Origin of the sequence: Candidatus Poriferisodalis multihospitum (assembly GCF_028283155.1) — a bacterium.
In the GTDB taxonomy this organism is placed as follows: domain Bacteria; phylum Actinomycetota; class Acidimicrobiia; order Acidimicrobiales; family Poriferisodalaceae; genus Poriferisodalis; species Poriferisodalis multihospitum.
In genome coordinates this window covers 17,659-32,686 of sequence record NZ_JAPYOK010000113.1, presented here as the reverse complement: position 1 = coordinate 32,686, position 15,028 = coordinate 17,659, and the positions used below count along the sequence as shown (strand labels likewise).

General features: G+C 67.9%; 15 protein-coding genes and 2 pseudogenes. 14 read left to right on the top strand and 3 right to left on the bottom strand.

Annotated features, from left to right (window positions below; translation table 11 throughout):
- Window positions 1–42 precede the first annotated feature (42 nt).
- A complete protein-coding gene (locus tag VI480_RS13545) occupies window positions 43–783 on the bottom strand; it encodes a dienelactone hydrolase family protein (RefSeq protein ID WP_323673390.1) in 741 nt (246 codons plus the stop codon).
- 70 nt (window positions 784–853) lie between these two features.
- Here VI480_RS13545 and VI480_RS13540 point away from each other — a divergent pair, with 70 nt between their 5' ends.
- Both VI480_RS13540 and VI480_RS13535 read left to right on the top strand, forming a co-directional pair.
- Window positions 854–1,669, top strand: a complete 816-nt coding sequence (locus VI480_RS13540; RefSeq protein WP_323673389.1) for an enoyl-CoA hydratase-related protein — start codon at window positions 854–856, stop codon at window positions 1,667–1,669.
- A 98-nt stretch (window positions 1,670–1,767) separates the two neighbouring features.
- The gene (locus tag VI480_RS13535) at window positions 1,768–3,240 is read left to right on the top strand and encodes an amidase (RefSeq protein ID WP_323673388.1); all 1,473 of its coding nucleotides are present in this window, start codon (window positions 1,768–1,770) and stop codon (window positions 3,238–3,240) included.
- A gap of 44 nt (window positions 3,241–3,284) precedes the next feature.
- Here the strand turns inward: VI480_RS13535 and VI480_RS13530 are convergent, their stop codons facing one another.
- Window positions 3,285–4,220, bottom strand: a complete 936-nt coding sequence (locus tag VI480_RS13530) for a DMT family transporter (protein WP_323673387.1) — start codon at window positions 4,218–4,220, stop codon at window positions 3,285–3,287.
- Window positions 4,221–4,447: 227 nt separating this feature from the next.
- Between VI480_RS13530 and VI480_RS13525 the strand changes: the two genes are divergently transcribed.
- The 5 genes from VI480_RS13525 (at window position 4,448) to VI480_RS13505 (ending at window position 9,647) form a co-directional block, all read left to right on the top strand.
- Window positions 4,448–5,173, top strand: coding sequence for a hypothetical protein (locus VI480_RS13525; protein ID WP_323673386.1), 726 nt, complete (start codon window positions 4,448–4,450; stop codon window positions 5,171–5,173).
- A gap of 104 nt (window positions 5,174–5,277) precedes the next feature.
- Window positions 5,278–5,850 carry a VOC family protein gene (locus VI480_RS13520; protein WP_323673385.1) on the top strand — a complete coding sequence of 191 codons (573 nt, stop codon included), beginning with the start codon at window positions 5,278–5,280 and terminating at the stop codon, window positions 5,848–5,850.
- A 41-nt stretch (window positions 5,851–5,891) separates the two neighbouring features.
- The gene (locus tag VI480_RS13515) at window positions 5,892–7,457 is read left to right on the top strand and encodes a 4-hydroxyphenylacetate 3-hydroxylase N-terminal domain-containing protein (protein WP_323673384.1); all 1,566 of its coding nucleotides are present in this window, start codon (window positions 5,892–5,894) and stop codon (window positions 7,455–7,457) included.
- Window positions 7,458–7,542: 85 nt separating this feature from the next.
- A complete protein-coding gene (locus VI480_RS13510) occupies window positions 7,543–8,838 on the top strand; it encodes an LLM class flavin-dependent oxidoreductase (protein WP_323673383.1) in 1,296 nt (431 codons plus the stop codon).
- The gene (locus VI480_RS13505) at window positions 8,835–9,647 is read left to right on the top strand and encodes an alpha/beta hydrolase (protein ID WP_323673382.1); all 813 of its coding nucleotides are present in this window, start codon (window positions 8,835–8,837) and stop codon (window positions 9,645–9,647) included. The genes VI480_RS13510 and VI480_RS13505 overlap by 4 nt, the downstream gene beginning before the upstream one ends.
- A 111-nt stretch (window positions 9,648–9,758) precedes the next feature.
- On the opposite strand, the gene smpB is transcribed toward VI480_RS13505, so the two are convergent.
- Window positions 9,759–10,223, bottom strand: coding sequence for an SsrA-binding protein SmpB (smpB, locus tag VI480_RS13500; protein WP_323673381.1), 465 nt, complete (start codon window positions 10,221–10,223; stop codon window positions 9,759–9,761).
- A 118-nt stretch (window positions 10,224–10,341) separates the two neighbouring features.
- On the opposite strand from smpB, the gene VI480_RS13495 reads away from it, so the two are divergent.
- From VI480_RS13495 to VI480_RS13470, 7 genes and pseudogenes are all read left to right on the top strand, one after another.
- Complete coding sequence (locus VI480_RS13495) at window positions 10,342–10,617, top strand: ubiquitin-like small modifier protein 1 (RefSeq protein WP_323673380.1); 276 nt, start codon at window positions 10,342–10,344, stop codon at window positions 10,615–10,617.
- A 42-nt stretch (window positions 10,618–10,659) separates the two neighbouring features.
- Window positions 10,660–11,607, top strand: a complete 948-nt coding sequence (locus tag VI480_RS13490; protein WP_323673379.1) for a cysteine synthase family protein — start codon at window positions 10,660–10,662, stop codon at window positions 11,605–11,607.
- Window positions 11,608–11,666: 59 nt separating this feature from the next.
- Window positions 11,667–12,452: a hypothetical protein gene (locus tag VI480_RS13485; protein ID WP_323673378.1), complete on the top strand. Its 786-nt coding sequence runs from the start codon at window positions 11,667–11,669 to the stop codon at window positions 12,450–12,452.
- A 60-nt stretch (window positions 12,453–12,512) separates the two neighbouring features.
- Window positions 12,513–13,262, top strand: a complete 750-nt coding sequence (locus VI480_RS13480; protein WP_323673377.1) for an MBL fold metallo-hydrolase — start codon at window positions 12,513–12,515, stop codon at window positions 13,260–13,262.
- Between the two features lie 34 nt (window positions 13,263–13,296).
- Window positions 13,297–13,877 (top strand): annotated as a pseudogene (gene rph / locus VI480_RS15715) (ribonuclease PH).
- A gap of 67 nt (window positions 13,878–13,944) precedes the next feature.
- Entirely contained in the window at window positions 13,945–14,526 is a 582-nt protein-coding gene (rdgB, locus tag VI480_RS15710; RefSeq protein ID WP_416246700.1) for an RdgB/HAM1 family non-canonical purine NTP pyrophosphatase, read from the top strand.
- A 141-nt stretch (window positions 14,527–14,667) separates the two neighbouring features.
- Window positions 14,668–15,027 (top strand): annotated as a pseudogene (locus tag VI480_RS13470) (ClpP family protease); the annotation flags it as partial.
- Window position 15,028: the final 1 nt, after the last annotated feature.

Sequence of the window (15,028 nt, the reverse complement as noted above, 5' to 3'; positions counted from 1 at the left end):
TCGCGGGCCGCTCGGGCCACGGCTTCGCCTGTCGGCTCAGCCTCAGTGCAGGCGGCGGGCGAACATGTCCAGCAGCAGCTCCCAGTGGCGCTCGGCGGTGGGCTTGTCGTACACCTCCCGCTGGGGGAACACGAAGCCGTGGTGGGTGCCGTCCACCCAGTAGGTCTGCGCATCGGTGCCGGCATCGGCGAACGCCTTGCACAGCCGGTCGTAGTGCGCCCGGTCGACGTAGTCGTCGTGCTCGGCGGACATCACCAGCACCTCGCCGCCGATGTCGGGCGCCCGCAGGTGCGGCGAGTCGTCGGCGTCGACCGCCAGCCGCACCCCGTGAATCGACGCAGCGGCCGTGATCTGGTCGGGATAGTCGGCGGCCAGCCAGATCGCCATCGGGCCGGTCATGCAGTAACCGGTGGTGCCGACCCGCTCGGTGCTGGCCGCCGGATCCGCGTCGGCGTACCGCATCAGCGCCGCTGCGTCACGCGACACCATCGCATTGGACAGGTTGGTCATCAGCTCGAACATGAACTTGCGGCTGGCCGGGTCGTCACGCTGCACGATGAATCCCGGCACGTCGCGGTAGTACAGGTTCGGCAGCAGCACGTAGTAGCCGACGGTGGCGATGCGCCGGGCCATGTCGTGCAGCTCTTCGCGCTTGCCGGGCGCGTCCATTAGGAACAGCACCGTCGGGAACGGCCCCGGTCGGCGCTCGCTGGGCTCGGGGTGCACCACGAAGGTGCTCATCTCGCCCTCGCCGGTGTCGATCGAGACGTGGTCTTCGAACATCGCTGCCTCCTTGGGTACGGCCGTGCCCTTCCACGGCCTGCTGCCAGCCCTCTGGCATACCATCCCGGCCATGCAGGCACTCGACTTCGAACCGCAGTACTTCGTCTACGAGGAGATCCGGCCCCGGGTGGCCCGCATCACCATCAACCGGCCCGAGGTGCGCAACGCCATCAACACCCCGGCCCACAAGGAATGGTCCGACATCTTGGACCACGCCGCCGCCGATGACGACGTGTGGCTGATGGTCATCACCGGCGTGGGCCGGCAGGCGTTTTGTGCCGGGCGAGACCTCAAGCACCTGTCGATGATCCGCCAGTCCGACGAGGCCGCCCAGGCTGCCGATCGTGAACTGATGGACCAGGTGACTCGGCTCATCGAGCGGTTCGACTACCCCAAGCCGCTGATCGCCCAGGTGAACGGCGTGGCGCTCGGCGGCGGCTTCGAAGTGGCCATGGCCTGCGATCTCGTGGTGGCCGCCGACCACGCCCAGTTCGGGCTGACCGAGCCGCTGCGGGGCCTGTACGCGGGCGGCGGGGGAGTGCACCGGCTGCCGCGCCAGATCCCGATGAAGCTGGCCATGGAGTACTTGCTGACCGCCCGCACCATGAGCGCGCAGCGTGCGCTGGAGCTGGGCATCGTCAACGACGTGGTGCCCTACGACGAGCTCGAAGCGGCCACCGACCGGCTGATCGACGACATCATGCGGTGCGCGCCGCTGTCCATCCAGGCCACCAAGCAGGCGGCGATGCGCGGGCTCGACATGCCGCTCGGCGAGGCCTTCCATCACCCCTACCCGGCCGTCGCTCGCCTGATGGCCAGCGAGGATGTCAAAGAAGGCCCCCGAGCCTTCGCCGAGAAGCGCCAGCCCAACTGGCAGGGCCGCTAGAGGGCGGCTGCGCGAGACTGCGCCGTTGACGGCGGGGCTGCGGGCTGGCACAGCGAGCGGCCGATCCACAAGAACGACCCACAGCGACAGGGGCGAAGATGAACGATGCAACGGCACTGGCAACACGTGTGCAGGCTGGGGAGATCGACGCCGCGGCGACAGTCGAGGAGGCCATCGCCCGCTGCGAGCAGCTCAATCCGACGATCAATGCCATTGTTGAGCCGACGTTCGATGATGCCCGGCGTCGGGCCGCGGGCGCGGACGCTCAGGAGGATCGGGATGGTCTGCTGGCGGGAGTGCCGATCGCGCTGAAGGACCTGTTCTGCCCGGTCGAGGGCGAACCCGCCTATCAGGGCAACCGCCGGCTCGCCGAGCTCGACCACCGCTACAGCGAAACCGGGGCAGTGGCGCGCCGGTGGGCCGAGGCCGGTGCGATCAGCATCGGCCATTCGCACAGCCCCGAGCTTGGCGGCGGGCAATGCCCCGGTGCGGCCGAGACGATGCTGTATGGCCCCACCCGCAACCCCTGGAACACCGACCACACGGTGCTCGGCTCCAGCGGTGGCGCGGCGGCAGCCGTGGCGGCGGGCATCGTGCCCATCGCGCACGCCAGCGACGGCGGCGGCTCCATCCGCATACCCGCCAGCGCCAACGGGCTCGTGGGACTCAAGCCGTCACGCGGCCGGATCTCGAGCGCCCCGGCCGGCGAGGGCTGGGGCGGCGGCACCACCGACGGCGCCGTTGCGCTGACCGTGCGCGACGCGGCGCTGGCGCTCGACGTGCTGGCCGGGCCCGAACCCGGCGATCCCTACGTGCCCGCCCATCCGGCACCGGCCAATCGCTACGTCGCCGAGGTCGGCCAAAGTCCCGGGCAACTGCGCATCGGCGTCAGCTCCACCATCTCGTTCGAGGACACCGATCCGTTCTGCACTCAGGCCGCCGAAGCCGCTGCCAGCCTGCTTGACGGCCTCGGCCATTGCGTCGAGCAAGCACTGCCCGAAGCCATGGCGACCAACGACTACATGTACGACTACGTCCGCATCATGCGCGCCAGCGCCACAGCGACGATGCGATCCTTCGAGAGCGTGCTGGGACGCCCGTGGAGCGAAGACGACATGGAGCCCGTCGCGTGGATCAACTACCAGCGCGGCGCCAAGATCAGCGGGGCTGACATCCTGGCGAGCCGGGAGCGCCTGCACCTGTTCACCCGCCGCCTCGTGCAGTGGTGGAACCCCCAGCCCGGCACCGGCGACGGCTTCGACCTGCTGCTGACCCCCACGCTGGGCCTGGTGCCGCCCCCGGTCGGCTACCTGGTCGAGGGCGACGAGCGCACGCTGGTGCGGCGCTTGGCCAAGGTGACGCCCTACTTGCCGCAGTTCAACGTCAGCGGCCAGCCTGCCATCTCAGTGCCGCTCGGCACGCCCGAAGGGATGTCGCCCGAGGGGCTCCCCATCGGGGTCCAGCTCGTGGCAGCGCCAGGCCGCGAGGACGTGCTGCTGCGGGTCGCCGCCCAGATGGAACAGGCTGCACCCTGGTCGGGGCGCCGCCCGCCGGTCCACGCGACCAACTGAACAAGCTCCCGGCTGCGACCGGCGACGTCAGCTCGCCGTCAGCCCTAGGTCAGCTTCGTGCGGGACTGGTCGAGCACCACGGCTGCGAGCGCGAACATCACCACCGCCATCCCGACGAACTGCCACAGCGACACCTGATCGCCGAGGAACACCCACGCCATCAGCGTGCTCGTGACTGGGATGGCCAGCGTCATCGTGGAGCCCAGCCACGACGGGATGCGCACCAGCGACCAGTTCATCAGCATGTGGCTGGCGACACCGGGTCCGATGGCCATGATGCCCAGCCACAGCCACGCCCCCGCCGATGGCCAGTCGAAGACCTGCCCCGAGGCCAGCGCGAACGGCGTGGCCACCAACGAGCACACCAGCGCACTGCCGCCCGTGTATTGGGCCGCAGCGATCTTCTGCGTGCTGAGCTTGGAGAACACGAAATAGCCCGTCCAGGCGAACAATGCACCGAACGCCAGCAGGTCGCCGAACACGCTCCACTCGGTCAGGCCCGATGAGCCCAACACGACGATCGCGATGCCGCCGATCGCCACCAGCGCCAGTCCCCAATGGCGCCGGCCCGGCTGCTCGTCGAAGATCCTGGGTGCCAGGAACAGCATCAGCAGCGGTTGCAGCGACGCCACCACCGTGGCGTTGGCCACGGTGGTCATCCTCAGGGCGATGAAGAACAGCATGATGTCGAACGCCAGCGAGAATCCGCCCCAGAACGAGACCTTGATCGACGACAGCCGCAGCGGGGTGCGGTTCGCCCACAGGAACAGAGCGACCAGCCCGGTGTAGAGCCACATCCGCCAGAACACGACGGCCAGCGGCCCGAGTTCGGAGATGCCCTTGGCGATCACGCCCGAGGCGGCCCATCCCACCATCGCCACGGCAGCCGCGGGCACCCCCAGTGCGCACTCGGACAGAGCAGGTGCACCGCGCCCCCCGTACGGCGCTCCCGGCGCCGTGCCCGGTCCGCTGTCGGCCATGTGCCTGCTCCGCCCCGCCGTTCCAGCCTGCAAATCGCGGCCGCGGGCAAGCCGAGCCGATACCGGAAGACTACGCCTCGGTTGTGCCAGTCTTCTCGACAAGAGGCTGAGCCGTTAGGCGAAGCCGTGGCCCGAGCGGCCCGTGAGCGATAGCGAACAAGAGCGGGAATTGACTGGTGCGACCACGAGAAGGTTCACCTACCTGCGCGGCTCCACAGGAGGAAGCCATGGCAACAGCAGAACACCGACCGACCGAGCTCACCGACGACATGCGCATGAAGCTGAACGCGGTGTCCACGGCGACGCTTGCGGGCCAGATGCAGAGGCGCGGGATGCGCAACAGCTTTCTGAACGGGCTGAGGCCGCTGAACGAGGGTCAGCGAATGCTCGGCTACGCCCACACGCTGCGCTTCGTGCCCAAGCGCGAAGACTTCGAACGCCGGCTGGAGGGTCCGAACGCGCAGCGCCGGGCCGTGGAGTCCATCGAGCCCGAAGAGGTGCTCATTGTGGAGGCGCGTGGAGAGCCGCATGCCGGCACCATCGGCGACATCTTCACTATGCGCATCAAGCACCTCGGCGCTTCCGGCTTCGTCACCGACGGCGCGCTGCGCGACACGCCGGCCGTGGCCGATGTCGGCCTGCCCGTGTATCACCAGTCATCCCACGCGGCGACCCTCGGCCGCGTGCATACGCCGCTCGAACACCAGGTGCCCATCGCCTGTGCCGGCGTCACGGTGTTTCCGGGCGACATCATCGTGGGCGACGGCGAGGGGGCCGTGGTCATCCCGGCGCTGCTCGCCGAGGAGGTCGCCGACGACTCCTATGCCCAGGAGCTCGAAGAGGAGTGGGCCATCGAGCGGGTCGCTGCCGGCGAGAGCTCGATCGGCACATTCCCCATCGCCAAGGATCGTCGTGCCGAGTTCGAGGAGTGGCTGGCCAAGCGCCAGGGCTGACGTCGACGCCCCACAGGCCGAAATGCGGGTGGGGCTAGGCTCCTCTTACAGAAGCAGCGGTCGGCTGGAGGCTCCGGCAACACATCCGACAAGGCGGTCAGTCCATGAGCGAAGCGATCAAGAAGCGCACGAGCGCAGTCACGCCGCGGGGCCTGAATCACCTGGTGCTGAACGTGCGCGACATCGAGGAGTCGCATCACTTCTGGTGCGACTTGCTGGGCTTCAAGCAAGTCGGCGAGCTCGAGCCGCGTGGCGGCAAGCCGCCGGCCATGAACATGCGCTTCTACAGCGGCGTCATCGACGACGTGAACCATCACGACATCGCGCTCGTGGAGCGTCCGGAGCTGCCGGCGCCACCCGAGAAATGGAGCATGGTCGAGGGCGCGTGCGCGGTGAACCACATCGCGATCACCTATCCGGATCGGGAGTCGTGGCTGGAACAGGTGCAATTCCTCGAGGAGCGGGGAGTGCCGATGAACGTCCGCGTCGATCACGGCATGACTCACAGCGTGTACGTCAACGATCCCAACGGCTACGGCGTGGAAGTGCTGTACGAGCTGCCTGAGGAAGTCTGGAAGCACGACATCAACGGTGCCCTCAACTACGCCAAGCGACTGCCTCCCGAAGATCTGCTGGTTGACGACACCGACTACGAGACCGACTTCTCACCAGCCTGAGCTGCCTGGCCGATGAGGGCAGGCACACGGGGGCAAACGAGATGAGCGGGCCGGCTGAGACACGGTCGCCGATGACCGGCGACGAATACGTCGAGAGCCTGCGCGACGGGCGCACGGTGTACTTCCATGGCGAGAAGGTGCGTGACGTCACCACCCATCCGGCGTTCCGCAACAGCGTGCGCTCCATTGCCCGCCTCTACGACGCGCTCGGCGACCCTGCCCAGCAAGACGTGCTGACGTGCGAGACCGACACCGGCTCGGGCGGCAAGACGCACAAGTTCTTCCGGGTGCCTCACAGTGCAGACGACCTCGTCGGCGCCCGCGACGCCATTGCTGGCTGGCAGCGCCTGACCTATGGCTGGATGGGTCGCAGCCCCGACTACAAGGCGTCGTTCCTGGCCACCCTGGGAGCGATGCCGGAGTTCTACGGCGACTATTCCGACAACGCCATCCACTGGTATCAGCGCAGCCAGGAGGAGGTGCTGTACTGGAACCACGCCATCGTGCATCCGCCGGTCGACCGTCACCTTGGTCCCGATGCGATTCGTGACGTCTGCATGCACGTCGAGCGCGAGACCGACAACGGCCTTGTCGTGTCTGGCGCCAAGGTCGTGGCCACCGGCTCGGCGCTGACGCACTACAACTTCATCGCCCACTACGGCCAGATACCCATTCAGGACCGTGACTTCGCCATCGTGTGCACAGCGCCGATGGATGCCGACGGGGTGAAGCTGATCTGCCGCAACTCCTATGAACTGCAGGCGGCTGCCACCGGAAGCGTGTTCGACTACCCGCTGTCGAGCCGGCTCGACGAGAACGACTCGATCCTGGTGTTCGACCAGGTGCTGATCCCCTGGGAGAACGTGTTCCTGTACGGCGACGTGCCCAAGGCCAACAGCTTCTTCCCCTCCATCGGCTTCCTGCCTCGGTTCACCTTCCACGGGCTGGCCCGCCTGTGCGTGAAGCTGGACTTCATTGCCGGGCTGCTGTCGAAGGCGCTGCGCGCCACCGGCACCCGCGACTTCCGGGGTGTGCAGGCCAATCTGGGCGAGGTGATCGCCATCCGTAACCTGATGTGGGGACTCAGCGACGCAATGTGCCGCAACCCCGATCCGTGGGCGAACGGCGCTGTGCAGCCGTCCGTGCTGTACGGCTTGGCCTACCGCACCTTCACGCCGTACTTCTATCCCCGCATCAAGGACATTGTCGAGCAGGTGGTGGCGTCAGGCCTGATCTATGTCAACTCGAACGCCGCCGACTTCAAGTCCGACGAGATCCGGCCGTACCTGGAGCGTTTCGTGCGAGGCTCGGACGGCATCCCGGCGCTCGAGCGGATGAAGGTCATGAAGCTGCTGTGGGATGCCATGGGCAGCGAGTTCGGAGGACGTCACGAGCTGTACGAGCGCAACTACGCCGGCAACAACGAACAGATCCGCTACGAGAACGTGCATGCGGCCGATGGGGCGGCACCCGGTCAGGAGTCCTTGACAGCGATGCTCGAAGGCTTCGCCGAGCAGTGCATGGCCGAGTACGACCTCGACGGCTGGACGATTCCCGGTTTCTTCAACCCCGACGACGTCTCGATCGTGGGCCGCGACTGGGACTGAGCCGCTCCCGCAGCGGGCGCACGCTCGATCACAACCCAGAGTCGAACGCGGAGTAGATTTTCTGGCGAGCCGCAAGGAGCACGCCGTGAAGTCGATCTTCTTCCACCTGATGCCGTACCCGGAGCTCCCGCCGGACTTCCCCGAGCAGCACCGCTCGGTGTGGGTCGACATCGACCCCAAGCTGTATGACCCCACGGTCGGCCACGAGACCTACAACACGTACCTCGACCAGCTCGAGTTCGCGGCCGAATGCGGGTTCGACGCCGTGGGCATCAACGAGCACCACTCCAACGGCTACGGCCTCATGCCCAGCCCGAACATCATCGCGGCGGCGCTGTCGCGCAACTGCCCCGACACCAACATCGTGGTGCTGGGCGACTCGGTGGCGCTCTACAACCCGCCGCTGCGGGTGGCCGAGGAGATCGCCATGCTCGACGGGATCACCGGCGGGCGCATGATCGCCGGCTTCCCGGTGGGCTCGCCGATGGACACCATCTACGCCTACGGCCAGAACCCGGCCACGCTGCGCGAGCGCTACCACGAGGGCGTGGATCTCATCCGCCAGGCGTGGGCGTCGGACGAGGTGTTCAGCTTCAACGGCAACTACAACAAGCTGCGCTACGTCAACGTCTGGCCCCGGCCGGTGCAGCAGCCCCACCCGCCCATCTGGATTCCCGGCGGCGGCTCGGTGGACACCTGGGACTGGTGCGCCGCGGAAGACCTCGTGTACTGCTACCTGAGCTACTTCGGCTACAAGGCCGGCTTGCGCACCATGCAGGGCTTCTGGAAGAAGGTCCAGGAGCTCGGCAAGGAGACCAACCCGTTCCAAGGCGGCTTCGCCCAGTTCATCGCCGTGGCCGACACCGAGGCTGAGGCCTGGGAACTGTACCGCGAGCCGGCTGAGTACTTCTTCAACACCTGCCTGCACGTGTACGCCGGCTATGCCGACCCGCCTGGTTACAAGACGCCCAACACAGTGCGTGCCGGGGTGGAAGGCATGGTGGAACGGGCCGCGCGGGAAGCCACCGCCCGGCGCGAGGCCAACGCCGCCGATGCCGCCAAGGCCGGCAGCGCGAAGCCCTCCTACGGCTCGAAGAAGCTGAGCTTCGAGGACATGGTGGAGAAGGGATACATCATCTTGGGCGACCCCACCCAGGTCACCGAGCAGGTGCATGAGCTGGCCACCACCATGAACGTGGGCCACCTGATGGTGTTCAGCCACTTCGGCAACATGGATCCCGAGCTGGTGAAGATGAACACCGAGATGTACGCCACCAAAGTGATGCCGGAGGTAGCCGGCCTGTTCGAGGACGACTACGAGGACCACTGGTGGCCGAAGACCGACCACCAGCTCGAGCCCGTGGGAAGCCGCGCCCGATGAGCACAGGCACACCGCTGGCCGGTCACTTCGCGCCCGGCACGCTGCCATTTCGAGACGGGCATGTCGGCATCGTCGAGCTGGGTGAGGGTCCGACTGTGGGCTACCTGCACGGGATGCTCGGCAATCCCGGCGTGCACGCAGTACTCGAGGAGCTCGCCGCAGTGGGCCACCGCGTGGTGGCGCCGAGCCTTCCGGGCTTCACCGGCTCCAGCGAGCCTGACGGTCTGCGCAACCTGCACGACTGGGTCGTTGCCACCAGCGAGGTGGTCGACGTGGCCGGCCTGGCCGGCGCGCCGCTGGTGGCCTCCAGCGTGGGCGCAATGCTGGCGCTGGAACTGGCCGCGGTCCGGCCCGAGGCGTTCGGCCCGATGGTGCTCGTGGCGCCGTTCGGCCTCTGGGACGACAGCGACCCGGTGGCCGACCCCTTCGGCACGACGCTGAGCGTGCAGCGGGCGATGCTGACCGAGGACACCGAGGCGTCGGCGGCGTTCTTCGACGACCCGACCGACCTGCCGGCCGACATGGTGGTGGAGCACGGCGTGCACCGCTATCTCACGCGTACCGCCGCCGCGCAGCTGATCTGGCCGCTGCCCGAATGGGGTCTGGCAGAACGGCTGCACCGGGTGACCAATCCCGTAACGCTGGTGCACGGCGCCAAGGACCGGATCATTCCGGCGTCGTACCTGGAGCGTTGGGCCGAAGCACTGCCGAACGTTGCCAGCACGCACCTGCTAGACGACGCCGGCCACCAAGCCGACTTCGACCAGCCCGCCGCAGTAGCCCAGATCGCGACAGCGGCCCTCGCCTAGGCAGACACTGACCCCATAGCGGCGGAGGCGGCAGCGAATTCTGCGACGTTGCGACCTGCCGGATCGCTGGTCGCAGAATTCGCTGCCGCCTCCGCCGCGGGCGCGCGGCTGCTAGACGGACCGATCGCGTAGCGCCCGGCGGGCCTCGCGATCCGTTTCTCGCTTGCGAATGGCCTGCCGCTTGTCGTACAGCCGCCGGCCCCGGGCGAGGGCGAGTTCCAGCTTGGCCCGCCCATCGCGGAAGTAGATCTCGAGCGGGATGAGCTGCAGGCGGTCCTGCTCAGTGCGGGCCCGCAGCCGGTTGATCTCGCCACGATGCATGAGCAGCTTGCGAGGGCGTTCCACCTCATGTCCCAGACTCGGCGACGCATGGGTCCATGGGGCGATGTGCAGGCCCATCAACCACATCTCGTCGTCGCGCACCCGGGCATAGGCATCGCCCATCTGGGCGCCCCCGGCACGCAGCGACTTCACCTCCGTGCCGCGCAGGACCATGCCGCACTCGAAGGTGTCGAGCACTTCGTAGTTGCGGCGCGCCCGGCGATTCGACGCCACGACGGTCCGGTCGCTCTCCATCAACCCGAGGGTACGGTTGGCGCGGCCCGTAGAATCCTGAGTCAATAGGTCAGGAATCGCCGAGGCGGCTTGCACGTTCCTGGCCGGCAATCACCCAGCCGCCGAACCGGGAGCTCCGATGGCTGTCACCGTCCGCCTGCCGACCGTCCTGCGTCCCCACGCCAACGGGCAGTCACGGGTTGACGCCGAGGCCAGCACCGTGGCTGAGGCCATGTCGTGGCTGGTCGGCGAGTTTCCCGGCATCGCCCCCAACCTGCTCGCTGAAGACGGCAGCCTGCACCGCTTCGTGAACGTGTATGTCAACGACGAGGATGTGCGCTACCTGTCCCAGATGGACACTGCGCTGTCCGACGGCGACGAGCTGTCGATCCTGCCGGCCGTCGCCGGTGGCTGAGCCGGTCCGGCCCCGCTCCAGTACGCACCACTGAGCCGGCACGTGGCCGTCTATCGCTCTGTCGACGAGCTGATTGGCGCCACGCCCACCCTCGACGTCAGCCGCCTCAGCCCCAACCCGTCGGTCGCGCTGTACGCCAAGCTGGAAGGGCACAACCCGACCGGCTCGGTCAAGGACCGGGTTGCGCTGGCGATGCTGGATCGTGCTGAAGCTGAAGGGGGGCTCACGCCCGGATCGGTGATCATCGAGCCCTCGTCGGGCAACACCGGCATCGCGCTGGCCATGCTCGGGCAGCGCCGCGGCTACCGGGTCAAGATCGTGCTGCCGGGCAACGTCACCGCCGAGCGGAGGCAGATGCTCGAGATCTTCGGCGCCGAGATCATCGATAGCCCGGCTGAGCAGGGCTCCAACGGCGCTGTGCGGATGGCAGTGGAGCTGGCCGAGGCCAACCCCGATTGGACGATGCTGTACCAGTACGGGAACGAGGCCAATCCCGAGGCGCACTACCGCTCCACCGGCCCCGAGATCGTCGCCGACGTTCCGGGCATCACGCACTTCGTGGCGGGGCTGGGCACGAGCGGCACGCTGCTGGGCGTGGGCCGGTATCTCAAGGAGCACTCACCGACGGTGCAGGTGTGGGCGGTCGAGCCTCCGGCGGGCGAGCAGGTGGAGGGCCTGCGCAGCCTCGACGACGGGTACGTGCCGCCCATCTTCGAGCAGTGGGGCGGCGTCGATCTGCTCGATCGCAAGATGATCGTGCGCCCGAGGGAGTCGATCGAGGCGACGCGGATGCTGGCGGCCGAGGGCGTGTTCTCGGGCATCTCGGGCGGCGCGGCGCTGGCCGGTGCACGCAAGGCTGCTGCCCGCATCGACGATGGCGTCATCGTGTTCGTAGTGAGCGACCATGGCTGGAAATACCTGTCGGTCGGCGCCTGGACCGACGACCTCGATGCTGCCGCTGCCCAAGCCGAGAACGTCATCTACTTCTGAACGTCTCTGCAGGCAGTTCGGCGGTTGATCGCCCGAGTCTCTGTCGTACCGTTTCCGGCATGAGGGGCACCACTTCCCGTTGCTGGGCAGCGGCGGTGATTGTGGTGCTGGCGTCGGCCGCGGGCGCCTGCACGGGTCCGCCGCTGCGGGTTGCTCCCACTCCGCCGTCCACCAGCGCCCTGTCCCTCGACATCACCGCAACGACGCTGCTGCCCTCGCGAACATCATCTGAGCGTCCTGCTGCAGTGCTGGTGACAGCTCCGGCGGGAAGCGATGCGGGTACGGCCTCCGACGCTGCGGCTGCGACAACAGCGCCCCTGCGGCTGGGTGGGGCGGCAGTGCCCCGTCCCGAAGGCGTCGTGCTCGCGAGCGACGGCCTCGGTCTCGTGCCGTTCGGCACCGACGCACAGGCTGCCCTGGACGTGCTCACACGCGCGCTCGGCCAGCCGGTTGCCGACAGCGGCTGGACCGACACGTTCTCGATCTACGGGGACTGTCCCGGCAGCCGGCTGCGAGCCGTGGAATGGCCAGGCCTGCTGGCCCTGTTCGGGAATGCCGAAGACGGCTACCAGCACCGCGACGCCGGCGATGAGCACTTCATGACCTGGCGGCTGGGAGCGTTTGGACCCGACCCGTACATGCTGCAAACGGCCGAGGGGATCGGTGTCGGCGCCGGCCGTGCCGAGGTCGCCGAGGCATACCCGACGGCCACATTCCACCCTGCAACCGTCAACGAGTCGGCCTCGGTATCGCTCGTAACCAGCGGCGGGCGGCTCGTCGGCGTTTTCGACGAAGCCGGCGTCCTCCGGTCGCTCGAAGCAGGAACGCGCTGTCCGATCGGCTGAAGTTCTGCTGGGCTGGGCACGATGTGAGAAGCCCCGCCTACCTGCGTAGTATCGGCCTCCGTGAGCAAGCTCTCGGTGACGGTGTTGGGTTGTTCGGGCAGCTACGCCGCCGCTGGCGAGTCGTGCAGCGGGTACCTCGTGCGCAGCGAAGCCACGAACCTGTGGGTGGACTGCGGGCCCGGCACCTTCGCCAACCTGCAATCCCATGTGCCCCTGGAGACGGTGGATGCGCTGCTGGTGAGCCATCACCACCCTGATCACTGCGCGGAGCTGCCAGTGATCTACAACGCAGCCAAGTGGTACATGGGCATCGAGAGCATGCGGGTGCTCGCCACCGAGGGCGTGCGTGAGGTCACCGAGGTGTACGGCGACAGCTCTGATCTCTTCGGCTGGGAGATGGTGAAGGATTCGTCGGAGGCGCGTGTCGGCGACATCGACGTGCTGTTCTCCCGCACCGATCACCCGGTGGAGACGCTGGCGATGCGCTTCGAGTGCGACGGCAAGTCGATCGTCTATACGTCCGACACCGGTCGTGGCTGGGCACTGTCTGCGCTCAGCCGTGACGTCGGCCGGCCGTCGCCGGACCTCGTGGTGGGTGAGGGCACGCTGCTGCACGCAACCGACAATCCCGAGATCCCACATGTCAGCGCAGCTTGGCTGGCAGCCGACGCCAACGACGTCGGTGCACGCCAACTCGTGGTGACCCATGTGCCGCCCGGTTCGGATCCGCAGGATCATCTGACCGAGGCGGGCGAGGTATTCAACGGCGACGTGGCAGTCGCACGCACCGGAGCAACGTTCTGGGCGTGAACGATGTGCTCGCGGTGAATGCAAGGACCCGGTTGTGACGCGCGCCGACGGCCGGACGCCGGGCGCCCTGCGGCCCGTCACGTTCGAACGCGACTTCACCGACCAGACACCGGGCTCGGTGCTGGTGTCTTTCGGGCGCACCAGGGTGCTGTGCACCGTGTCGGTCGACGACGACGTGCCGCGCTGGATGCGCGGCCGGGGGACCGGCTGGGTGACTGCCGAGTATGCGATGCTGCCCGGCTCGAGCGGGGAGCGTGTCGGCCGGGAATCGAAGCGAGGCAAGCAGAAGGGGCGCACGCTTGAGATCGAGCGCCTGATCGGGCGGGCGTTGCGGGCCGTGTGCGACATGGCGGCGCTGGGTGAGCGCGAGGTCACGGTCGACTGCGATGTGCTGCAGGCTGACGGGGGAACGCGCACCGCTTCGATCTGCGGCGGCTATGTGGCGTTGCACGACGCATGCACCCGTCTGGTCAGCAGCGGTGCCATCAGCCGGCATCCGCTCATCGACGACCGTTCGACGACGCCCAGCTCAGCGCAATGCTGGCCCTGGCCCGTTCGGGCATCAGCGAGATCGTCGATCTGCAGCGAACGGCACTGGCCACGCCGCCGGCCTGATGCTGCGCAGCGACGCGAGTCTCTGAGCAGGCGGGCCCGATGCGCGTTGCTGACGGGGCTTGAGGGCATGCGACTGGTGATGGCTTCTGCGAATCCGCACAAGGCGATCGAAATCGCCGCGGTGCTGCAGGCGGTGATGCCAGATGTCGAGATCGTGCCGCGGCCGCCCGGATTGGGCGATGTGGTCGAAGACGGCGAGACGCTGGAGGCCAACGCGCTGATCAAGGCCCGGTTCGTGTGCGCAGCGGCTGGCGAGCCGGCCATCGCCGACGACACGGGACTGGAAGTCGATGCGCTGGACGGAGCCCCCGGGGTGCACAGCGCCCGCTTCGCCGGGCCTCGGCAGGACGCCGCCGCGAACGTGGCCAAGCTCTTGACAGCCCTGCGGGATGTGCCTGCGCACGAGCGCACTGCGCGATTCCGCACGGTGGTGGCGGTGGTGTTCGGCGACGGGCGGGAGGTTCTCGCCGAGGGTGCGGTCGAAGGCAGCATCACCGCAGTGCCGGGCGGCGAGGGCGGATTCGGCTACGACCCTGTCTTCGCTCCCGGTGAGGCATCCCCGCTCACCTTCGCCGAGATGTCCGCCGAAGCGAAGAACCAGATCAGCCACCGAGGTCGCGCCTTGCGGGCCTTGGCCGAGCGACTCTGAGCTTGGCCGCGGCGCCTGTGGCCGCAGCTGGCCCAAGCGGCTGCGCGGCGAGGAGGCTCACCCGTCGACGCGGCTGCTCATCGACCAGGCTGGGCTCGAAAGCCCCGTCGGTAGCCTGCGGCGCATGACCGATCTTCCATCGATCTCATGCAGTTCGTGGCCTGCGACGTGGCCACTGTCTGCTTGGGGCTGGGCGCCTCGATGGGGCAGTTCCTGCTGACCGCAGGAGCGCCGGGCAAGCGCTATTGCCTGCCCCACGCCAGGGTGATGATGCACCAGCCGTCCGGCGGTGTCCGGGGCCAAGCATCAGACATCGCCATCCAGGCCGAGCAGATGGCCTACGTCAAGCGCCTGATGGCCGAACGCACGGCCCTGCACAGCGGACAGGACGTGGAGCAGATCCTGCTCGATTCCGAGCGGGATCGTTGGTTCACTGCGGAGGAAGCGAAGGCGTACGGCTTGTGCGATCACGTGATCGTCAAGCGCGGCGAGATGATCTAGC